Consider the following 20341-nt stretch of genomic DNA (forward strand, 5'->3'; position numbering starts at 1 on the left):
GCGCGGCGGCGCCCGGAAAGCGGCCCCGCCCCCGCGACCGGACGGCGGCGGCCGGCACCAGGACGAAAGGGACAGTGGAGTGTATCGAAGGATAGGTGTCGTCGGCCTCGGCTACGTCGGGCTGACGCTCGCGGCGGCGCTGGCCCGCAAGGGGTACGAGGTGCACGGCGCGGACGTCGACCCCGCCGTGCGGGAGGCGCTGCGCGAGGGCCGCCCGCACATCTTCGAGCCCGGCATCGCCGAGGTCTTCGCCGAGCACGTCGGCCGCACCGTGTTCGTGGACGACGTGCTCCCGGCCGACCTCGACGCCGTGGTGCTCAGCGTCTCCACGCCGGTCGACGCCTCGACCCGCCGGCCCGACCTGGCCAACCTGGCCGCCGCCGCCGAGCAGGTGGCCCGGTGGTGCGGGCCGGAGACGCTGGTGGTGGTGCGCAGCACCGTGCCGGTGGGCACGAGCCGCCGCGTGGTGCTGCCCCCGCTGCAACGGGCGTGGGGCCGCGCCCTGCTGGTGATGGCCCCCGAGCGCACCATCCAGGGGCAGGCCCTGCGGGAGCTGGTGGAGCTGCCGCAGGTCGTCGGGGGCCTCGACGACGACAGCCTGAGCCGGGGCCTGGAGCTCTTCGCCGGCCTCGCGCAGCGCCTCGTGCCGGTGTCCAGCCTGGAGGCCGCGGAGCTGGTGAAGCTCTCCAACAACTGCCACACCGACCTGATCTACTCCTTCGGCAACGAGGTGGCGCTGATCGCCGAGCGGCACGGGCTGGACCCGCTGGAGGTGATCGGGGCCGCCAACCTCGACTACCCGCGCCCCGACCTGAGCCGACCCGGGTACGTCGGCGGGGGCTGCCTCTCCAAGGACCCGTACCTGATGATCGAAAGCTCCGGGGACGCGGGCACCTTCCTGGTCGACGGCGCGCGCCGGCTCAACGAGCACCTGCCGGTGCACGTGGCGACCCGCGTCGTCGAGCTGCTCCGCGAGCTGCGCGGGAGCACGGCCGGCGCGCGGCTGGCGGTGCTGGGCTGGGCGTACAAGGGGTGGCCACCCACCGACGACATGCGGGGCACCCCGATCGCCACCATGATGCCCGTCCTCCGCTCCGCCGGCCTGGCCGTCGCCGGCCACGACCCGATGGTCACCGACGACGTGATCCGCCGCTACGGCGGCGAGCCGACCAGCCTCGACAAGGCGTTCGCCGACAGCGACGCCGTGCTGATCGTCAACGACCACCCCGACTACCGGGCGATCGAGGCGGGCCCGCTGCTCGCCGCCGGCCGGGTCCGGCTGGTCTACGACTCCTGGCGGATCCTCGACGAGCGGACGGTGACGGCGCAGGGCGTCCGGTACGCCGGCATCGGCTACCTGTCCGCGCTCCCGCAGCCCGCCGGGAGGGCCTGATGCACGCCCTCGTCCTCGGCGGGGCCGGGTTCGTCGGGCTGCACCTCACCGAGCGGCTCCTCGCCGACGGTCACCGGGTGACCGTCGTGGACGACTTCTCCCGGGGGCGCGACGACGCCCGGCTGGGCGCGCTGCGCTCCGACCCGGGCGTGGACGTGGTCTCGGCCGACCTGACCCGCGCCGACGCCTGGGCCTGCCTGCCCCGGGGCTGCGACCAGGTCTACCTGCTCGCGGCGGTGGTCGGCGTGCGGAACGTGGAGGCCGACCCGAGCCGGGTCATCCGGGTCAACACGCTCACGGCCCTGCACCTGCTGGACTGGGTCGCTCCCGGCGACCGGGTCTTCTTCAGCTCCACCAGCGAGGTCTACGCCGGCGGCGTAGACGCGGGCGTCGTGCCCGTGCCGACCGGCGAGGACGTCCCGGTCATGATCACCGACGTCACCGCGCCCCGCTTCTCGTACGCGGTCAGCAAGCTGCTCGGCGAGGCGGCCCTCGCGCACGCGGCGCGGGCCGGCCGCTGCGCGGCGGTGATCGGCCGCTTCCACAACGTCTACGGCCCCCGGATGGGCGCCGACCACGTGATCCCCGAGATGGCGCTGCGGGCCCTCGACGGGGAGGACCCGTTCCGGGTCTGGGGGGCCGACCAGTACCGCGCGTTCTGCTACGTCGACGACGCGGTCGAGGCGATGGTGCGACTGATGTCGACGCCGGCCGCCGTCGGCGACATCGTGCACATCGGCGACGACAGCGAGCAGACCAACATCGCGGACCTGGCCAAGCTGGTCCTGCGGGTGGCGGGGGTGAGCGCCGCCATCGCGCCGATGCCCGCCCCGCCGGGGTCCGTGGGGCGGCGCTGCCCCGACCTGGGGAAGCTGCGCCGGCTCACCGGCTTCGAGCCCGCCGTGTCCCTGGAGGAGGGCGTGCGGCGGACCTTCGACTGGTACCGGGGACATCACGCGGCGGTCGCCGCCGGCCGCCCGGCCTGACGGCGGGAGCCCGACGAACGGAGGGGCCGGTGGCCGAGACGGCCACCGGCCCCTCCGTCGCGTCGTGGGTCCACGGGCCCCTCCGTCGCGTCGTGGGTCCACGGGCCCCTTCTTCGCGTCGTGGGTCCACGGGCCCCTTCTTCGCGTCGTGGGTCCGCTCAGCCCCCGGCCGCCCGGTGCCGGCCCGCGACGGGGCGGGCGGGGCCTGAGCGGGCGAGCGCGGGGCCGGGCCGCCAGCGGGTCGCCAGCAGGACCACCAGGGCCAGGGGCGCGGCGTACTTCACCATGAACCAGAGGGTGTTGTCCAGGTCGGACAGCGGCAGCAGCGCCAGGTTCCACAGCAGCGGCGCGAGGAGCTTCGGGGCGATCTCCGCCGTGCGCCGCGCGTGCAGGTAGTAGCGGCGGACCGCCCGGACGACGAGGCCGAGGACGACGAACGAGGCGACGCCGCCGAGCGGGCCGAAGTTCATCATCGCCTCCCCGGCGAGGCCGTAGACCTTGCTCGCCGGGTAGCCGGCCTCCAGCCGGGCCGGGCCGTAGACCAGGTTCGTGCCGACCTCCACCTTGCTCGGGGGGCGCTCGGGCAACAGGGCGCGCGGCACGAGCATCGCCAGGTCGCCGAGGTAGGTGATCCCCTGCGGCCGGGCGTCGCCGTGCAGGTGGCGGTCGAGCAGCACCGCCTGGACGTCGGTGCGCCCCAGGTCGCCGGTGAGCAGGGTGGGCAGGTCCCGCCCGGTCTCGGTGGTCATCTCCGTCAGCGAGCGGTCGCCCCGGGGGATGTCGAGCACGTCGGTGCCGGCCGTCTTGTAGATGCCGTAGCCGTAGAGGTAGGCCACCCCCAGCACGGCGAGCACGCACACCGTCCGGCGGGAGATCCGGCGGACCAGCAGGTGCACGATCATGAGGCAGAGCAGGACGGGCCACAGGGTGGTGCTGCGGCTGCCCTTGAGGCCGCCGACGACGAACTGCGTGACGAGCAGCCCGAGCATCAGCAGCAGGAGCAGGCCGGGGCGCCGGGCCAGGACCGCCCGGTGCCGCACCAGCAGGAGCGCGGCCACGAGCATGGGGAACGCCTCCGCGACGACGATCAGCCAGCCCAGGCCCGCCAGCTCGGGGCGCTTCAGGGTGCCCGTCATGACCGTCAGGAAGCCGGAGAGCCCGCCGAACATGACGACCTCGGCGGCGAAGGCGAGCAGGCTGACGACCACCGCGACCAGCCCGATCCGGTGGAACGCCGGCAGGTCCAGCCGGCGCGCCGACCGCCGCGCGCCGCCCCGGTGCGGGACACCCACGACGCAGCGGTAGACGGCCAACCCGACGGCGTTGAGGGTGGCCAGCGCGCCCACCGCCTCCGGCCAGTCCGGCGGGTCGTACGCCAGCTTCATCCAGTGGTCCAGCGCCACCTGGAGCACGGGCGCCACGTAGAAGAAGTGGAAGCCGAACAGGCCCAGGCAGGCGCGGGGATCGAACAGGTCGGTGCGGCGCAGCAGCCAGCCCACGGCGTCCGTCGCCACGAGGGCGCCGCCGATGGTGACCGGCACCATCAGCCAGTGCCGCAGGTTCGGCACCAGGAGCACCAGGACGGCGCTGAGGGTGGTCACCGCGACCGCCGAGACGAGGCCGTTGCTCACCGTACGGGGAACCGGGCCGCCGCCGGGGGGCCGGGCCGCGCGGGTCACGGGTCGCGGCGGGCTGTGCACGCTCATTCTCGACTCCTTCCGCGCCGCCGCCGGCGGTCGCGCGGTGACCCGCCCGGGGCCGGACGGCCCGCGGCGGGTGGGCTCATTCCGGCGGCGGGACGCGCCACACGGCCCGCCACTCGCGGGCCACCTCGGGCAGGGTGAAGCGGGAGGACCGGACGGCCCGCGCGAGCTGCCGGCGTCGGTCCGCGCCCGCGCCCGCCTCCGCGAGGGCGACCTCGGCCCAGCGCCGGGGCCCGGCCGCCAGCGGCACCAGGCTGATCCCGTCGAGGCAGCCGGCGAGCTCCCGCATGCAGGGCAGGTCGTTCGCCACGACGGGGACGCCGCCGGCCAGGGCCTCGAGGGCGACGCCGGGCAGGCCCTCCCGCAGCGACGGCAGCAGGAGCACGTCGGTGGCGGCGAGCACCCCGCCGATCGTCTCGACCTCCCCGGCGAGCACCACCGTCGGGTCCCCGGTGACCCCGGGGTGGGCGGCCGTCAGGTCGCCCGTCCCGCCGGGGCCCGCGACGAGCAGCCGGGTGTCGACGCCGGCGGCCCGCGCGCAGCGGTGCACCTCGACCAGGAACCCCCGGTTCTTCACCGGCGCGGCGCGGCCGAGGTGGCCGAGGACGCGGGCCTGCGCCGGGATGCCCCAGCGGCGGCGCGCCGCGCCGCGGTCCACCCCGCCGAGCCGGTCGACCGCGACCGCGTTGGGCAGCACCCGGTACCGGCGGTCGGCCGGACCGGTGCGGGCGAGGCGCAGGGCGGCGGCGGTGACCCCGAGCACGTCGGTCGCGGTCCTGGCCAGCAGCCATCTCAGCGCCGCCCGCCGGGCCCGCCGGGCGGCGGTGTCCGGCGCGCCGTCGCCCTCGCTCCAGATCCGGGCCACCCGCACCCGCACCCCGCAGAGCCGGGCCACCAGCAGGACCAGCGCGCTCGTCAGGCCGACGTGGGAGACCACGGCGTCGGGGCGCAGCGACCGCAGGGCGCGCCCCAGCCGGGGCAGGAACAGGACGGTCGGCCGGAACGGGCACTGGACGACCTCCGCGCCCGCCGCGCGGAAACCCGCCGCGAGGCTGCCCTCCCGCCCCGCCGTGGTGAGGAACGTCTGCCGCACCTCGTCGGCCGGCACGGCCCGGCAGAGGTCCAGGGAGGCGGTCTCGGCCCCGCCCCGGTCGAGGCACCCGATCACGTGCGCCACCCGCACCGGCCGGGTCGCGGCGGCGGGGGTGGTGACCCGCGCGGGGGTCCGCCCGTCGGTCGTCGCCATGGGGATCCTCCTCATCCGCCGTTCGGCCGCCGGGCCGCCGGGAGCCGGTCGGTCGTTCCGCGCCGGCCCGGGGCGTCCCCGGGGGTCGGCTGGCAGCGGGCCCGCACGGTGCGGTAGAAGTCGGCGCGGCGGGGTTCGAGGGCGGGCCGGGCGAAGGCGGTCGCGCGGTCCAGGTTGCGGGCCGACGCCCCGGCCATCCGCGCCGGGTCGGCCAGCATCTCCCGCACCGCGACGGCCAGCCCGTCCGGGTCGTCGGGGGCGACGAGGTCGTCGGTCGCCAGCAGTTCGGGTATGCCGCCCACGGCGGTGCCGATCGCGGGGAGCGCGCGGGCCATCGCCTCGACCAGGGCGCGGGGCAGCCCCTCGGTCCGCGACGGCATCACGAACAGGTCGGCCGCGTCGAGGTGGGCGTGCAGCGGCGCGCCGGGCGGCACCTGGCCGACGAAGTCCACCCGGTGGCCCACCCCGAGCTGGTCGGCCAGCCGCCGCAGGTGGTCGTCGTAGCGGCCCGCGCCGACGTGGGTCAGCCGCACCTGGACCCCGGCGGCGGCCAGCCGCGCGACCGCCGCGATCAGCGTGTCGAACCCCTTGTAGAGCTGGTCCAGGGTGCCCACGGCGACCAGGTCGCCCCGCGCGCCCGCGCACCGGGCCGCCGGGCGCGGGCGGGCCACGAAGGCGTCCCCGGGCAGGTCGACGCTCGACAGCGCGGCGGCCGGCGCGTCGCCCCGGTGGGGGTAGCGCCGCTGGAGGTAGGACTCCGTGACGTAGGCGACGGCGGTGGCGGCTGCGCACTCCCGGCGCAGCCGGTCGGTGAACCGCCGCCGCAGCAGGGGCCGCAGCGGGTGGCGCACGACCCCGGGGGCGAAGACGTCGTACGGGTCGCCGACGACCTCCAGCGCGTACGGCAGGCCCCGGCGGCGGCGCTCGGCCGCCAGCAGGGAGCCCAGCGCGGAGGGCACCCGGAGGATCACGGCGTCGCCGGGCCCGGCCGCGCGGGCGACGGCCCGCCCGATGCGGGCGCGCTGGCGCAGGTACTGGGCGGGGCCGACGTAGTAGGGCAGGGCGTGCACCCGCACCGCGTCCCCGTCGACCCGCAGCGCTCCGGCCGGCACGTCGGCGACGTCCGCCACCCGGGCCACCACCCGGACCTCGTCGAAGGCGGACAGGTAGCGCTGCCAGATGCGGTAGTCCGGGGCCCCCCGGGTCCAGACGCCGCCGTCCGGCGTCCGGACGTAGCGGCTCTCGGTGGTGACGACGACTCTCATCGGTGCGGGCCTCCCGGGCGGGGCGGTGCCGCGTCGGCTCCGGTCACTCGACGCGCTCCAGCGGGGCGGACATCAGGCGGACGTCGTCGCGGTCGTGGACGCTCAGGCCGGGGATGTAGCCCGGCCGGAACGGCGCGGCCAGCGTCCGCAGCAGGATCTTCAGGTCGAGCAGCGGGGACCAGGTGTCGACGTACTCGACGTCGAGGTCGAGGGTCTGCCCGAGGGTCAGCGCGGAGCGCCCGCTCACCTGGGCCAGGCCGGTGATGCCGGGGCGCACCTCGTGCCGCCGCGCGTGCCACGCGCTGTACCGGGGCAGGTACTCCATCAGCAGCGGGCGCGGCCCGACGAGGCTCATCTCGCCCGAGACGACCTGGAACAACTGGGGCAGCTCGTCGATGCTGGTGCGGCGCAGCAGCCGGCCGAACGCGGTGAGCCGCAGCTCGTCGCTGTCCCAGAACGGCTCACCCGGGCGGGTCGGCCGCATACTGCGGAACTTGCACAGCGTGAACGGGACGCCGTGCAGGCCGGGGCGCACCTGCCGGAACAGGATCGGCCGACCCGTGGCGACCAGCGTGCCGACGGCGGCGAACGCGAGCACCGGCGCGAGCAGCACCAGCAGCGCGCAGGCGAGGACCACGTCCGTCGTCCGTTTGACGCGGTGGGCGTTCATCTCGACCCTCCGTAACGGTAGGCGGGGAAGAAGTTCGTGGCGGCGAGCTCGTCGGCGGGCCGCCCCAGCTCGCGGGCCCGCGCCGCGACCAGGTCGGCGTACCGCCCGGGGTCGAGCACCACGGAGGCGGTGTGGAAGGTCGACCGACGCCCGCCGAAGGAGCGCTTGAAGGCCAGCAGCGAGTCGTCGGGGACGCGCCCGCCGCCGAGGTGGACCAGGTCGCACCCCGACTCGGCGGCCCACCGCAGGATGCTCCAGACCAGCAGGTTGTTGGCCCCGTCGCGGGCGGCGGCCGGGTCGGAGCCGGAGAGGTGGTAGTGGGCCCGGTCGGCGTGGCGCAGCACCAGGGCGGCGGCCACCGCGCGGCCGTCGGGCGCGGTCACCGACGCCCGGAGCAGGCCCTTGCCCACGCCGTCGGCCAGCGCCCGGTAGTAGGCGTCGGTGAACAGGTAGCCGGGCGAGCCGCCGACGCGGCGCATGGTCCGCTCGTAGAGGCGGCGGAAGTCCGACCCCGCCGCCACGTCCTCCGCACCGGCGGGGCGCACGTCGGCGGTGAGGCCGGCCCGCTCCGCCTTGCGCACCGCCGTGCGGGACCGGCCGGCCATCGCGTCCCACACGTCGCCCGGCCCGCCGCCGACGGGCACGGTCACCGTGTCGCCGCGCGGGTCCAGGGACACCACGCCGGCGGCCCGGACGACCGCCGTCGAGCGCGGGTCCAGCGGGGAGAGGCGGAGGAAGAGGCTGACCAGCCCGGCCTCCCGCCAGGCCGGCACCGCCCGGGCCCAGAAGGCGGCCAGCTCGGCGGGGGTGGTGCCGGGCGCGACGTGCACGCCGCAGTAGCCGTAGGGGCTGACGCCGTCGCGCCCCGCCGGGTCGACGGGCCGCACCAGCAGCGGCACGAGGACGCGGTCCCGCCAGTGGGTGAGCCGCCACTCGGCCCGCTCGGCGACCGCCGCCGCCGCGCCGTACCCGGGGGTGAAGTAGACGTCGGGCCAGGCGACGCCGAGGGTCGCGGCGCCGTCGGCGGTCGCGGTGGCGGCGCGCACGCTCATCGGCCGTCCACGAACTGCCGGACGGCGGCGAGCACCCGGTCGACGTCGCCGTCGGTGAGCACCGAGCCGCTCGGCACGCAGAGGCTGGTGGCGAAGAGCCGGTCGGCCGCGCCGCTGACCACCGCCTCGTGCCCGGCGAAGACGGGCTGGCGGTGCATCGGGTTCCACATCGGCCGCGTCTCGATGCCCCGCCCGGCCAGGTACCGCCCGAGCTGCGCGGCGTCCCAGCCGGCCACGTCGGGCTCCACGACGAGCGAGGTCAGCCAGCAGTTCGCCCCGGTGTCGCCGCCGCCGAGGACGCGGGCGCCGGGCACGGTGGCGACCAGCGCCTCCCACCGGGCCCGCAGCGCGCGCCGACGCTCGACCATGCCGTCGAGCCGGACGAGCTGCGCCCGGCCGAGGGCGGCGAGCAGGTTGCTGAGCCGGTAGTTGTAGCCCACGTCGCGGTGCTCGTAGTGCCGGACGGGCTCGCGGGCCTGGGTCGACAGGTGCCGGCAGCGGGCGACCAGCGCGGCATCGTCGGAGACGACCATGCCGCCGGCCGAGGTGGTCATGATCTTGTTCCAGGCGAAGGAGAAGGTGGCGCACCGGCCGAAGGCCCCGGCCGCCCGGCCGCCGGAGGTGGACCCGAGGGCCTGCGCGGCGTCCTCGACCAGCGGCACGCCGGCCGCCTCGCAGACCGCCAGGAGCGCCGGGTAGTCGGCACAGGCGCCGTTGATGTCGACGCAGAGCACGGCCGCGGGGCGGACGCCCGCCCGGCCGAGCCGGCGCAGGAGACCGGCCAGCAGGGCGGGTTCGATCATGCCGGTCGCCGGGTCGCAGTCGACGAAGACGGGGCGCGCCCCGGTGTACACCACGGCGTTCGCGGTGGCCGCGAAGGTCAGCGTGGGGACCACGACCACGTCCCCGGGACCGGCCCCGAGGGCGAGCAGGGCCAGGTGCAGCGCGGCCGTGCCGGAGCTGACGGCGACGGCGTGCCCGACGCCCACCCGCGCGGCGATCTCGGCCTCCAGCCGGTCCGTCTCGGGCCCCGCCGGCCCCGGCCACCCGGACCGGAACGCGCGGAGCAGGAAGGACTCCTCCAGCGGCCCGAGGTCGGGGTCGGAGAGGCCGATCCGGCGGCCCGCCTCGCCCGCGTCGCAGGGCGCGGCGGCGGGCGACGGCACCGGCGGGCGGGCGACGGACGTCACGGGTGGGTTCATGGCGGCAGGCTCCTGCGGAGGTCGAAACCAGACGAATGCGTTATGGCGTCTCAAGAAGTGCGCCGGCCCTGTGCGGCGACGCGCGGTCCGTCCCCGCCGCCGGGCCTCCCGCGACCCGGGCCGCCTCGCGCAGCGCGGCGGCGACCCGGTCCATGTCGTCGGCCCCGTAGCGGTGGTCGGTCGGCAGGAAGAGCATTCGGCGGCTCCAGTGGCGCTGCGCGGGCGGCGCGGTGTCGGGCAGCGCCCAGAGCACCGCCGGGTAGACGTCCCGCGCGACGAGCGCCCGCCGGATCTCCTCGCGGCGGTCCGGGTCGTCGATCGCGCAGACCACCCCCAGGGGGTACGCCCGCGCGGCCACCCCGGGCAGCCCGGCGAGGCGGTCGACGAGCCGGTGGGCGTTGGCGCTCCGCACCCGCCGCAGGTCGTCGGCGGGCAGCGCCGGCAGCAGCAGTCGGGTGAGGTCGGACGCGGCGCTCACCACCGGCGTCGCCAGTCCCTCCTCGGCGGCGCGCAGCAGGGCCAGGTACGACTCCTTCGGCACGGGTGCGCCGCCCAGGTAGGCCCCCTTCGCCAGCATGGCGGTCACGAACCGGCCCGCCGCGAGCTGGTGCGCCGGCCTCGGGGCGGGCGGCACGGGCAGCGGGTGACCCGCCGGGGACCAGAGCAGCCCCCCGTCGGGCAGGGGCAGGGTCTTGCGCAGCGACGCGAGGACGAAATCGGCGTCGAGGCCGGCCAGCCAGGGCGCGCGGGGGTCGTGGGTGGCGTCCACCACCAGCGCCGCGCCCCGCCCCGCCGGCAGCGCCGGCGGCATCCCGAAGTACGACACGGCGACCACGACCTCGGTCGGCCCCACCGCGCCGGGGCCCGCGCCGCCGCCCGGCCCCGCGTCGTACGGGACCACGGGCAGGACCGTGCGGGCCGCCTCGGCGACCGGCGGGCAGAAGTACGCCGGCAGGTGCGCCGCGCTCCAGCCGTGCCGGCGCGCCCCCCACGCGAGCAGGGCCACCAGCGCCTGCCGCCCCGAGCCGTACAGCCGGGCCGGCGACGGCCACCGCGCGGCGTCCCGGCCGTGGGGGGCGGGCAGGGTGAACGCCGAGCCCACCTCCCACGGCCGACGGGAGGCCGTCACCGGTCCCCGGCGGCCGGACGCCGCCGGCGACCTCGTGGCCCCAGGGCCGCCGCGCGCTCGACGATGTCGGCCACCTCGGCGGCCGGCCCGGCGAAGCCGAAGGCCCGCAGCGCGTGCCGGCGGGCCAGGACGCCGCGCCGGTGCAGCGCGCCCGCCTCGAACTCCCGGTGGGCGGCCTCCAGCGCGCCGGTCAGGGCGGCGACGTCGCCGCGCGGGACCACCCAGCCGTACGAGTCGTCCACCGCCTCCGGCAGCCCCCCGGCGTCGCTGACGATGCTCGGCACCCCCATGGCCGACGCCTCGCGGACCACCCGGTTGCTCCCCTCGGACAGCGACGGCGTGAGGCTGACGTCGGCCGCCGTGTAGTACGCCCGCAGGTCGGGCACCCAGCCCAGCCAGGTGACGCTGGTCGACTCGGCGACGCCGAACCGCTCGATCAGCCGGCGTCGGTACGCCTTCGCGGCCTCGGTGGCGCCCTCGCCGATCAGCACCAGCCGGGCCCGGGGGTGCCGGGCGTGGAACGCGGGCCACGCGGCCAGCAGCACCTCGTGGCCCTTGATGCCCCGCCCCCGGTGCGCCAGGCGCGTCGGGGCGTACACGTAGCCCGCCATCAGGGCGACGAACGCGTCCTCCTCGACGCCGATCTCGGCGCGCGCCTTGGCGCGGGCCACCGCCCGCGCCCCCTCCTGCTCCGGCGGCGTGAACTCGGCGAGGTCGATGCCGATCGTCGCCACCGGGCGGCGGTCGGCCGGGCAGCCCAGCTTCCCGTAGATGCCGGAGATGTAGCGGGTGCAGCCGATCGTCACGTCGTCCATCCGCCACAGCAGCCGCTCGACGGGCCGGATCACGGGGGATTCGAGGTACATCTGGTTGGCCACCATGTGCACCCGGCGCGGCGGCAGGCCGATCGCGGCCAGGCGGCCGGCGAGGGCGGCGGCGTAGAGGTGGTACTTGAGCACGTCGGGCCGCAGCCGCCGCAGCAGCCGCCGCAGCGCCCACAGGCCCCGCAGGGTCGCCGGGGTGGGGCGGAACCGGAAGTCGAACGGCGAGTCCACGGTGCGGAACCCGCGCGCGGCGAGCTGCGCCGTCAGGTGTCCGGGGCCCGGGGGGAGCACGACGACCACGTCGTGCCCGCGCCGGCGCAGCTCCTCGACCTGGGGGACGACCCAGAGGCCGCCCTCGTTCGTCTTCAGGAGCACGCAGACCCGTTGCCCCGCCATGTCCGCAGCCCCTCTCGTCGGCACCGGCGCACGCCCGGCGCCCCGTGACGGGCAGGCCGGTACTCCCTTAACCGGCCGGTCCCGAGGAACGTTACGGACGCAAGCGTCAAAGCCGTTGATTACGGGATCGGCGCGGTGCGGCGCCTTCCCGCCCCCGGTACAGTGCTCCGGCCGGCCCGCCGTGGGCGGCGGCGAGGGGAGGCGACGTGCTGCATCTGCGGGTGATCGCGCCACCGGACCAGTCCTCGGCGGTGGCGGACCTGCTGGGCGCCGACCCCGGCGTCACCCACCTGGTGGTGCTGCCCGGCGCGGCCCGGCAGCCGCGCGGCGACCTGATCCTCTGCGACGTGGTCCGGGAGCGGGCCGACGCGGTGCTGGACGGACTCCAGCGGCTGGGCGTCGAGGCGCGCGGCGGCATCGCCGCCGACGACGTCGAGATGACCCTCTCCGCAGCCGCCGACCGGGCCGCCGAGGAGGCCCCCGGGAGCGGCGCGGACGCGGTCGTCTGGGACGAGGTGGCCGCCAAGACCGGCGAGCAGACCGAACTGTCGGGCACCTACCTGGTGCTCATCGTGGTGGCCACCATGATCGCCGGGATCGGGGTGCTGCTCGACCAGCCCATCCTCATCGTCGGCGCGATGGTGGTCGGCCCCGAGTTCGGCCCGCTCGCCGCGCTCTGCGTGGCGCTGCTGCGCCGCGACCCGGGCGTCGTCGGCCGCTCGGTGCAGGCCCTCGTGGTGGGCTTCCTGGCGGCCATGTCCGCCACCGTGCTCAGCACCTGGGCGCTGACCGCCGCCGGCCTGGTCGACCGGGACATGCTGCTGGCGGCCCGGCCGCTGACCGACTTCATCTGGCGGCCCGACGCGCTGTCCTGGGTGGTCGGCCTGCTGGCCGGAGTGGCCGGGATGCTCTCGCTGACGTCGAAGAAGTCCGGCTCGCTCGTCGGCGTGCTGATCTCGGTCACCACCGTGCCGGCCGCCGCCAACGCCGCCGTCGCCGTCGCGTACGGGGTGTGGCACGAGGCGACCGGCTCGGCGCTCCAACTCGTGATCAACCTGTGCGCGATCGTGCTGGCCGGCCTGGCCACCCTCGCGGTGCAGCAGGTCTGGTGGTGGAGCGTGGCCCGGCGGGTCCGGCGGCGCGCCCGGCGCGCCGCCGCAGCCGGCTGACCGGCTGCCGGGCCGGTCAGCCCCGCCCGTCGCCCTCGTCGAGCCGCCGGGCCAGCAGCGCGCGCAGCGGGATCGACTCGCCGTCGCGTCCGCCCTCGCCGACGACCAGGGGCGCGGGGGAGGGCGGCGGGTCGGCCCCGAGCAGCCGCGCGCGCAGGCTGGCCGGGACGGTGAGCAGGTACCACCGCCCGGCTGCGTCCACCGCCCGGCTGCGGGCCCGGTCGACGTACCAGCCGGTGAGCCGGGTGCGGTAGCGGCCGTGGCCGTCGTAGGAGCGGGCGCGCAGCCGGGTGGTCGGCAGCCCCCGCCGGGTCGCCTCCGCCACGAACCACGCCACGATCTGGGCCGCCTCGGCCCGCTCGGCGGCCCGCCGCCGCTCGTCCGCCTCGGCGTGGGCGCGCACCGCGCGCCGCTGCCGCTCCCGCCACGCCGGGCCGTCGTCCATGCCGGCGACGGTACGCCCGCGGCGCGAGCAGGCCGGCGTCAGGGGCGGGAGGCGTAGACGTACCAGCGGACCCAGGGCCGGGGATCGTGCGGGCGGGTGCGCAGGTGGTAGCCCTCCTGCCGGAGCAGCCCGACCACGGCGTCGAAGGTGCGCTGCCACTGCCGCCCGGGGGCGTCGGCCAGGAAGTCGTGGCACGAGACGACCAGGTTGTCGACCCGCTTGAGCACGCCGAGCGCGCCCTCGAGGACGGGCAGCTCCGCCCCCTCGATGTTCATCTTGAGCAGCCCCACCCGGTCCACCCCGGCGCGGTCGAGGATCTCCTCCAGGGTCCGGCCGGTGACCGGGAGGCCGGCCGGGTCGGCGGTCAGGCCATTGGTGAGGTGCCCGTCCGCGCCGTCCTCCAGGTACACCGTGCCCGGCTCGCCCACCGCCGCGCAGTGCACCGCCGTGACGTTGGCCAGGCCGTTCTCCTCGACGGCGCGGCGCAGGCAGGCGAAGGTGCGGGGGTGGGCCTCGACGGCGACGACCCGCCCGGCCGGCCCGACCAGGCGGGAGAAGAGCCGGACCTCGCCGCCGATGCCCGCGCCGAGGTCCACGACGGTGTCGCCCGGGCCGGGGCGGTGGCCGAACAGGAAGACGTCCTCGGCGTTGCCGTCCTGCCCGTGCGGGGTGCGGCCGGTGAGGGCGGTGTCCACCACCGCGCCGTCGCGGTACCGGTGGACCCACATCCCGTCGTCGTACGCCACCGCGCACCGCCGGCGGCCCCGGGCCGAGAGGTAGAGGCCCCCCAGCCGGGCACTCGCCCGTAAGCCCACGCGCCGGTGGAGGGCCGTCAACAGTCGCCGTTGGAAGGTCATGTCCCGCTCCGGTTAGCCCAGGCCGGTCGTCGTCCCCCGTACAACGACCCGGTGGCTCACCGGTGATGCGCCGACGGGGGTCACCGCACCAGGCCGGCGCGGCGCAGCGCGTCCGCCATCGCGTCGTTGGCCGGCTGGCCCCCGCCGCCGCCCTGGCCGGACCGGGGCTGGCCGCCGCCCTGGCCCGACCGGGGCTGGCCGCCGCGCGCGCCGCCGTCGGAGCGTCGGCCGCCGGCCGGGCGGGGCGCGCGCTCGCGGGGGGCGCGGGCCTCCCGGCGGGGCTGGCCGTCGCCGTCCCCGGCCGCCCCCGGCTCGTCCTCCAGCCGCAGGGTCAGCGAGATCCGCTTGCGGGGCACGTCCACGTCGAGCACCTTCACCCGCACCACGTCGCCGGACTTCACCACGTCGCGCGGGTCCTTCACGAAGGTGCGGGACATCGCCGAGACGTGCACCAGGCCGTCCTGGTGCACGCCGACGTCGACGAACGCGCCGAACGCCGCCACGTTGGTGACCACGCCCTCCAGCACCATGCCCGGGATCAGGTCGCCGATCTTCTCCACGCCCTCCGCGAAGGTGGCGGTGCGGAACTCGGGGCGCGGGTCGCGCCCGGGCTTCTCCAGCTCGGCGAGGATGTCGGTGACCGTGGGCAAACCGAAGGTGTCGTCGACGAAGTCGGTGGCCCGCAGCCCGCGCAGGATCGCGCTCCGCCCGATCAACGAGCGCAGGTCCTGCCCGGTGCGGGCGAGGATGCGCCGCACCACCGGGTACGACTCCGGGTGCACGCTGGAGGAGTCGAGGGGGTCGTCGCCGCCGGGGATGCGCAGGAAGCCGGCGCACTGCTCGAACGCCTTCGGGCCGAGCCGGGCCACCTTCTTCAGCTCCGACCGGGAACGGAACGGGCCGTTGGCGTCGCGGTGCAGCACGATGTTCTCCGCCAGCCCGGCGCCGATGCCGGAGACCCGGGTCAGCAGCGGCGCGGAGGCGGTGTTCACGTCGACGCCGACGGCGTTCACGCAGTCCTCCACCACGGCGTCGAGCGAGCGCGACAGCTTCACCTCGGACAGGTCGTGCTGGTACTGGCCCACGCCGATCGAGCGGGGGTCGATCTTGACCAGCTCGGCGAGCGGGTCCTGGAGGCGGCGGGCGATGGAGACCGCGCCGCGCAGCGACACGTCCAGCCCCGGCAGCTCCTGCGAGGCGTACGCGGAGGCGGAGTAGACCGACGCGCCCGCCTCGGAGACGACCACCTTGGTCAGCTTCAGCTCCGGGTGCCGCTTGATCAGGTCCCCGGCCAGCTTGTCGGTCTCCCGGCTGGCGGTTCCGTTGCCGATGGCGACCAGATCGACGCCGTGCGCGGCGGCCAGCCGAGCGAGGGTGCCGAGCGAGGCGTCCCACTGCCGGCGCGGCTCGTGCGGGTAGATCGTGTCGGTGGCGACCACCTTGCCGGTGGCGTCGACCACCGCGACCTTGACGCCGGTGCGCAGGCCCGGGTCCAGGCCCATCGTCGGCCGCGCTCCGGCGGGCGCGGCGAGCAGCAGGTCGCGCAGGTTGGTGGCGAAGACCCGCACGGCCTCCTCCTCGGCCGCCTGCCACAGCCGCATCCGCAGGTCCGCCCCGAGGTGGATGAGGATGCGGGTGCGCCACGCCCAGCGCACCGTGTCGGCCAGCCACCTGTCGGCGGGGCGGCCGTGGTCGACGACGCCGAACCGGCCGGCGACGGCCGCCTCGTACCGGCTCGGGCCCGTCGGCGCGGCGTCGGAGTCGCCCTCGGCCTCCGGGTCCATCGTGAGGTCGAGCACGCCCTCCTTCTCGCCCCGGAACATCGCCAGGATGCGGTGCGAGGGCAGCTTCGGGTACGGCTCGGCGAAGTCGAAGTAGTCGGCGAACTTCGCCCCGGCGGCCTCCTGGCCGTCGCGTACCCGGGAGACCAGCCGGCCCCGCGACCACATCTGCTCGCGCAGCGTGCCGATCAGGTCGGCGTCCTCGGCGAAGCGCTCCACCAGGATGGCCCGCGCGCCGTCCAGCGCGGCGGCGGCGTCGGCGACCCCCCGCTCGGCGTCGACGTACCCGCCGGCCGTCTCCCTGGGGTCCAGCGTCGGGTCGGCCAGCAGCGCGTCGGCCAGCGGCTCCAGCCCGGCCTCGCGGGCGATCTGCGCCCGGGTGCGCCGCTTCGGCTTGTACGGCAGGTAGATGTCCTCCAGCCGGGACTTCGAGTCGGCGGCCATGATCTGCGCCTCGAGGGCCTCGTCGAGCTTGCCCTGGCTGCGGATGGACTCCAGCACTGCGGCGCGCCGCTCGTCCAGCTCGCGCAGGTAGCGCAGCCGCTCCTCCAGGGTGCGGAGCTGGGCGTCGTCGAGGGCGCCGGTGGCCTCCTTGCGGTAGCGGGCGACGAACGGCACGGTGGCGCCGCCGTCGAGCAGCTCCACGGCCGCCCGGACCTGACGCTCGGCCACGCCGAGCTCGTCGGCGATCCGCTGGTGCACAGACTGGGTCACGATCTTCATCCGCCTTCTCCGGTGGGTTCCGCCCCTGCATTGTGCCGCCCCGCACCGACGCGACCCGCCGCACCCGCCGACGCGGCTCGCCGCACCCGTCGGCCCGCGCGTCGCCTCCCGGCCACCGCGGGCGACCCGCCGCGGGCTGCGCTAGCGTGGCGATCATGGAACCCCCCGCTGACCCGCGCGCCCGGCGGCTCTTCGGCGGCAGCGCCCGCGCCCTGGGCGACCTCGCCAACAGCCCGTTCCGGGCCGACCGGGACCGGATCGTGGCCTCGCCCTTCTTCGCCCGGCTGAACGGCGTCACCCAGGTCATCAGCCCCGGCGGCTCCGGCCTGCTGGTGCACAACCGGCTCACCCACAGCCTCAAGGTCGCCCAGGTGGCGCGGGCCATCGCCGAGCGGCTCACCGCCGACGAGCGCTGGCGGGAGCTGCTGGAGAAGCTGGGCGGCTGCGACCCGGACGTGGTGGAGGCAGCCGCGCTCGCCCACGACCTCGGGCACCCGCCGTTCGGGCACCTCGGTGAGCGGGTGCTCGACCGGCTGGCCCGGCAGCGGCTCGGCCTGGCCGACGGCTTCGAGGGCAACGCGCAGTCGTACCGGATCGTCACCAGCACCGAGATCCGGGGCGCGGCGACCACCGGGCTGGACCTGACGGCGGCGGTCCGGGCGGCCCTGCTGAAGTACCCGTGGACGCGGCTGGACCACCCGGACCCGCACCCCCGGCACCTCGACCCGGCGCCCCGGGGCGCCGCCGCCCCGCCCGACGACCCGGAGAGCGGCTCGGCGAAGTTCGGCGCGTACCGCACCGAGCTGACCGACCTGCGCCAGGCGCGGGAGCCGTTCGCCGGGCGGATCGCCGACTGGCAGCAGACCGTCGAGGCGTCGATCATGGACACCGCCGACGACATCGCGTACGCCATCCACGACGTCGAGGACTTCTACCGCGTCGGGGTGCTCCAGCAGGGCGCGGTGGCCACCGAGCTGATGGCCTGGCAGCGGGAGAACGGGCACCTCCGGGCCGTCACCGCGTCGGCGCTGGCCGCCCCCGGCCGCCGGCCGGGGGCGGCGATCGAGCAGCTACGCCGGCAGTTGCACCGCAAGGACGGCTGGATCGCCGACGACGAGGCGTTCGCCGCCGCCGTGGAGCACGTCCGGCAGGAGCTGGTCGAGGGGCTGCTCGCGCTGCCGTTCGACGGCTCGATCGAGGCCGAGCAGTACGTGGCCCGGTTCTCCGCGCGGTGGACCACCCGGCTCGTCGACGCCATCACCGTCACCGAGGCCCCGTCGATGCGCTCCGGGCACGTGCTGCTGGCCCCCGCGCAGTGGCACGAGGTGCAGGTGCTCAAGTTCGTCCACCACCGGTTCGTGCTGGCCCGGCCCGACCTCGCCCTGCACCAGCGCGGCCAGGCCCGACTGCTGGGCACCCTGGTCGAGGCGCTGTGGGAGTGGCTGCTCGACCCGGAGGAGGCGACCCGGCTCCCGCGCCGGCTGCACGACCTGGTCGAGCTGGCCGAGGCGGAGCTGCACCCGCGCACCCCGGACCGGATCGGCCGGGCCCGGGGCCGGGCGATCGTCGACTTCGTCGCGCAGCTCACCGACGGTCAGGCGGTGGCGATGCTCGACGCCCTCTCCGGCCGCTCCGGGGCGCTCTGGACGGACGCGTTCGTGCTGTGAGCCGGCTCCGGCTGCGCCGGCACCCCGATGCGTGGCCCGCACACCCGCTCGACGTACTCCTCGGCGTCGGGCAGCGCGTCGAACTCGCGCCGCAGGACGGCGACCCGCAGCAGGTCGTGCCACTCGCCGCGACGGAACACCGCCTCCCGATCCCGGCCCTCGACCCGCCAGCCGCACTTGCGCACGTACGCGCCGAGGCTGGCGGCGTTGAACGGCAGGATGGTGCTGTGCAGCCGGCGTAGCCCCACCTCGTGGAAGGCCCACGCCATGATCAGCATGATGGAGTCCGTGCCGGCGCCGCGCGGCGTGGCACCGGGCATGAGCTTCGTGGCGGTGAGCGCCGTGCCGTTGTGCCAGTCGACCTCCCACAGGCCGGTCAGGCCCACCGGCCGGTCGGTGGCCGGGTCGGCCACGGTCAGGCGGCGGACCCGGGGATCGCGCAGGGACTGGCGGAACCAGTCCTCCTGACCGTCGCGGCTGACCGGCCAGTCCCAGCCGACGACGTTGTGCCGGACGCCGTCGGCGACGGCCAGCTCGGCCAGGAAGTCGAGGTCGTCGGCCCGGGTGGGGCGGACGGTGACGAGTCGACCGTTCAACATGGGAAACAGGTCTACCAGGTGAACCGCCCCGAAGCGGACCTTCGGGACCGGTCGGCGCGCCGCCCGGTCAGGCCACGGCCTGCCACCAGCCGTCGACGGCGGGCGGGTCGTCGACCACCAGCCGCTCGCCGGGGCGGGGCACGGCCAGCCGGACGTCGCGGGCCTTCGCCTCGGCCCAGAGCCGGTCCACCGGCTCCGACCAGTCGTGCAGGGCCAGGTTGAACGTCGCCCAGTGCACCGGCACGAGGAGCCCGCCGCGCAGGTCGAGGTGGGCGGCGACGGCCTCCTCGGGGAACATGTGGATGGTCGGCCACGCCACGTCGTACGCGCCGATCTGCATCAGCGTCGCGTCGAACGGCCCGTGCTCGGCGCCGATCTCGGCGTACCCGTCGAAGTAGCCGGAGTCGCCGGTGTAGAAGACCTTCCGGTGCGCCCCGGCCACCACCCAGGAGCTCCAGAGCGTGCCGTCGCGGCGCAGCCCCCGCCCGGAGAAGTGCTGGGCGGCGGTGGCGGTGATCGTCAGCCCGTTCACCCGGTGGCTGGCCGACCAGTCCAGCTCGACGATGCGGTGCGCCGGCACGCCCCACCGGTCGAGGTGCGCGCCGACGCCCAGCGGCACCAGGAAGGGCGCCGACTGCCGGGCGGTCAGCGCCTGCACGGTGGCCATGTCGAGGTGGTCGTAGTGGTCGTGGGAGATCAGGATCGCGTCCACGGGGGGCAGCTCGTCGAGGCCGACCGGGGGCGCGTGCAGCCGCCGGGGGCCGACCACGGCCGACGGCGAGCAGCGGTCGCTCCAGACCGGGTCGACCAGCACCCGCCGCCCCTCGATCTCGATCAGCGCCGACGCGTGGCCGTACCAGACGATGTCGAGCTGTCGCTCGGCGGCGGGCGCCTCGGCCGGGCGCAGCAGCGGGACGGCCGCTCGGGGCCGCCGCCGCTGCTTGCCGAAGATCAGCTCCCGGATCAGGCTGCGGTCGGGCGGGTTGGCCATCGTCCGGGTGGCCGCCCGGTTGTGGAAGGCGCCGTCGCGGAACTGCGGCGAGCGGGCCGCCCGCTCCGCGCGGGCCCCGGTCAGCCGCCCGCCGAGCGCCGCCGGCACGTCCCGCGCCACCCAGGCCAGGCCGGCCAGCGCGGCCAGCCCCGCCACGCCGCCCAGCCGCAGCGCGACGGCCCGCCGCGCGGCCCGCTCCGCCGGTGCCCCCATGCGCCGTCCTCCCTCCGCCGGTGCCCGCCA

17 protein-coding genes are annotated in these 20341 nt (G+C 76.6%); 4 read left to right on the forward strand and 13 right to left on the reverse strand.

All coding sequences use genetic code 11. The annotated features are described in order from the left end of the window. Positions 1-79 precede the first annotated feature (79 nt). Together LPU43_RS01375 and LPU43_RS01380 are read left to right on the forward strand one after the other, a co-directional pair. Positions 80-1393, forward strand: a complete 1314-nt coding sequence (locus tag LPU43_RS01375) for a nucleotide sugar dehydrogenase (protein WP_229397998.1) — start codon at positions 80-82, stop codon at positions 1391-1393. Continuing rightward, a complete protein-coding gene (locus LPU43_RS01380; protein ID WP_229398000.1) occupies positions 1393-2379 on the forward strand; it encodes an NAD-dependent epimerase/dehydratase family protein in 987 nt (328 codons plus the stop codon). Before LPU43_RS01375 ends, LPU43_RS01380 begins: the two co-directional genes overlap by 1 nt. Positions 2380-2537: 158 nt before the next feature. Here the strand turns inward: LPU43_RS01380 and LPU43_RS01385 are convergent, their stop codons facing one another. The 8 genes from LPU43_RS01385 to LPU43_RS01420 form a co-directional block, all read right to left on the reverse strand. After that, complete coding sequence (locus LPU43_RS01385; protein WP_229398002.1) at positions 2538-4085, reverse strand: hypothetical protein; 1548 nt, start codon at positions 4083-4085, stop codon at positions 2538-2540. Between the two features lie 76 nt (positions 4086-4161). Then, entirely contained in the window at positions 4162-5328 is a 1167-nt protein-coding gene (locus LPU43_RS01390; RefSeq protein ID WP_229398004.1) for a glycosyltransferase, read from the reverse strand. Positions 5329-5339: 11 nt separating this feature from the next. After that, positions 5340-6593 carry a glycosyltransferase family 4 protein gene (locus LPU43_RS01395; protein ID WP_229398006.1) on the reverse strand — a complete coding sequence of 418 codons (1254 nt, stop codon included), beginning with the start codon at positions 6591-6593 and terminating at the stop codon, positions 5340-5342. Positions 6594-6636: 43 nt separating this feature from the next. Next, positions 6637-7263 (reverse strand): sugar transferase, encoded by a 627-nt coding sequence (locus LPU43_RS01400; RefSeq protein WP_229398008.1) that lies wholly within the window; start codon positions 7261-7263, stop codon positions 6637-6639. After that, complete coding sequence (locus LPU43_RS01405) at positions 7260-8315, reverse strand: lipid II:glycine glycyltransferase FemX (protein ID WP_229398010.1); 1056 nt, start codon at positions 8313-8315, stop codon at positions 7260-7262. The genes LPU43_RS01400 and LPU43_RS01405 overlap by 4 nt, the downstream gene beginning before the upstream one ends. Then, a complete protein-coding gene (locus tag LPU43_RS01410) occupies positions 8312-9517 on the reverse strand; it encodes a DegT/DnrJ/EryC1/StrS family aminotransferase (RefSeq protein ID WP_229398012.1) in 1206 nt (401 codons plus the stop codon). Before LPU43_RS01410 ends, LPU43_RS01405 begins: the two co-directional genes overlap by 4 nt. Before the next feature lie 40 nt (positions 9518-9557). Further along, positions 9558-10646 (reverse strand): aspartate aminotransferase family protein, encoded by a 1089-nt coding sequence (locus LPU43_RS01415; RefSeq protein WP_229398014.1) that lies wholly within the window; start codon positions 10644-10646, stop codon positions 9558-9560. Next, positions 10643-11866 carry a glycosyltransferase family 4 protein gene (locus LPU43_RS01420; RefSeq protein ID WP_229398017.1) on the reverse strand — a complete coding sequence of 408 codons (1224 nt, stop codon included), beginning with the start codon at positions 11864-11866 and terminating at the stop codon, positions 10643-10645. The genes LPU43_RS01415 and LPU43_RS01420 overlap by 4 nt, the downstream gene beginning before the upstream one ends. A gap of 206 nt (positions 11867-12072) precedes the next feature. Between LPU43_RS01420 and LPU43_RS01425 the strand changes: the two genes are divergently transcribed. After that, complete coding sequence (locus tag LPU43_RS01425) at positions 12073-13035, forward strand: DUF389 domain-containing protein (RefSeq protein WP_229398019.1); 963 nt, start codon at positions 12073-12075, stop codon at positions 13033-13035. Positions 13036-13051: 16 nt separating this feature from the next. Here LPU43_RS01425 and LPU43_RS01430 read toward each other — a convergent pair whose 3' ends face one another. The 3 genes from LPU43_RS01430 to LPU43_RS01440 form a co-directional block, all read right to left on the reverse strand. Further along, positions 13052-13480, reverse strand: coding sequence for a hypothetical protein (locus LPU43_RS01430; protein ID WP_229398020.1), 429 nt, complete (start codon positions 13478-13480; stop codon positions 13052-13054). Positions 13481-13518: 38 nt separating this feature from the next. Then, on the reverse strand, positions 13519-14226 hold the full coding sequence (locus LPU43_RS01435; protein WP_229398023.1) for an FkbM family methyltransferase: 708 nt from the start codon (positions 14224-14226) through the stop codon (positions 13519-13521). Positions 14227-14417: 191 nt separating this feature from the next. Further along, a complete protein-coding gene (locus LPU43_RS01440; protein WP_229398024.1) occupies positions 14418-16841 on the reverse strand; it encodes a Tex family protein in 2424 nt (807 codons plus the stop codon). 155 nt (positions 16842-16996) lie between these two features. On the opposite strand from LPU43_RS01440, the gene LPU43_RS01445 reads away from it, so the two are divergent. After that, positions 16997-18508 (forward strand): deoxyguanosinetriphosphate triphosphohydrolase family protein, encoded by a 1512-nt coding sequence (locus LPU43_RS01445; RefSeq protein ID WP_229398026.1) that lies wholly within the window; start codon positions 16997-16999, stop codon positions 18506-18508. On the opposite strand, the gene LPU43_RS01450 is transcribed toward LPU43_RS01445, so the two are convergent. Then, positions 18436-19107 carry a GNAT family N-acetyltransferase gene (locus LPU43_RS01450; RefSeq protein WP_229398028.1) on the reverse strand — a complete coding sequence of 224 codons (672 nt, stop codon included), beginning with the start codon at positions 19105-19107 and terminating at the stop codon, positions 18436-18438. The two genes, LPU43_RS01445 and LPU43_RS01450, sit on opposite strands and share 73 nt — an antisense overlap. Positions 19108-19174: 67 nt before the next feature. Continuing rightward, positions 19175-20311: an MBL fold metallo-hydrolase gene (locus LPU43_RS01455; protein ID WP_229398030.1), complete on the reverse strand. Its 1137-nt coding sequence runs from the start codon at positions 20309-20311 to the stop codon at positions 19175-19177. Between the last annotated feature and the right edge of the window lie 30 nt (positions 20312-20341).

The sequence above is a fragment of the Micromonospora okii genome (assembly GCF_020884795.1).
In the GTDB taxonomy this organism is placed as follows: Bacteria; Actinomycetota; Actinomycetes; order Mycobacteriales; family Micromonosporaceae; genus Micromonospora; species Micromonospora okii.

Bases quoted from the DNA above. Each gene is read 5' to 3' on its own strand.
- LPU43_RS01380 (WP_229398000.1), top strand. From the start codon at position 1,393: ATGCACGCCCTCGTCCTCGGCGGGGCCGGGTTCGTCGGGCTGCACCTC.
- LPU43_RS01385 (WP_229398002.1), bottom strand. From the start codon at position 4,085: ATGAGCGTGCACAGCCCGCCGCGACCCGTGACCCGCGCGGCCCGGCCC.
- LPU43_RS01390 (WP_229398004.1), bottom strand. From the start codon at position 5,328: ATGGCGACGACCGACGGGCGGACCCCCGCGCGGGTCACCACCCCCGCC.
- LPU43_RS01395 (WP_229398006.1), bottom strand. From the start codon at position 6,593: ATGAGAGTCGTCGTCACCACCGAGAGCCGCTACGTCCGGACGCCGGAC.
- LPU43_RS01400 (WP_229398008.1), bottom strand. From the start codon at position 7,263: ATGAACGCCCACCGCGTCAAACGGACGACGGACGTGGTCCTCGCCTGC.
- LPU43_RS01405 (WP_229398010.1), bottom strand. From the start codon at position 8,315: ATGAGCGTGCGCGCCGCCACCGCGACCGCCGACGGCGCCGCGACCCTC.
- LPU43_RS01410 (WP_229398012.1), bottom strand. From the start codon at position 9,517: ATGAACCCACCCGTGACGTCCGTCGCCCGCCCGCCGGTGCCGTCGCCC.
- LPU43_RS01420 (WP_229398017.1), bottom strand. From the start codon at position 11,866: ATGGCGGGGCAACGGGTCTGCGTGCTCCTGAAGACGAACGAGGGCGGC.
- LPU43_RS01430 (WP_229398020.1), bottom strand. From the start codon at position 13,480: ATGGACGACGGCCCGGCGTGGCGGGAGCGGCAGCGGCGCGCGGTGCGC.
- LPU43_RS01440 (WP_229398024.1), bottom strand. From the start codon at position 16,841: ATGAAGATCGTGACCCAGTCTGTGCACCAGCGGATCGCCGACGAGCTC.
- LPU43_RS01445 (WP_229398026.1), top strand. From the start codon at position 16,997: ATGGAACCCCCCGCTGACCCGCGCGCCCGGCGGCTCTTCGGCGGCAGC.
- LPU43_RS01450 (WP_229398028.1), bottom strand. From the start codon at position 19,107: ATGTTGAACGGTCGACTCGTCACCGTCCGCCCCACCCGGGCCGACGAC.
- LPU43_RS01455 (WP_229398030.1), bottom strand. From the start codon at position 20,311: ATGGGGGCACCGGCGGAGCGGGCCGCGCGGCGGGCCGTCGCGCTGCGG.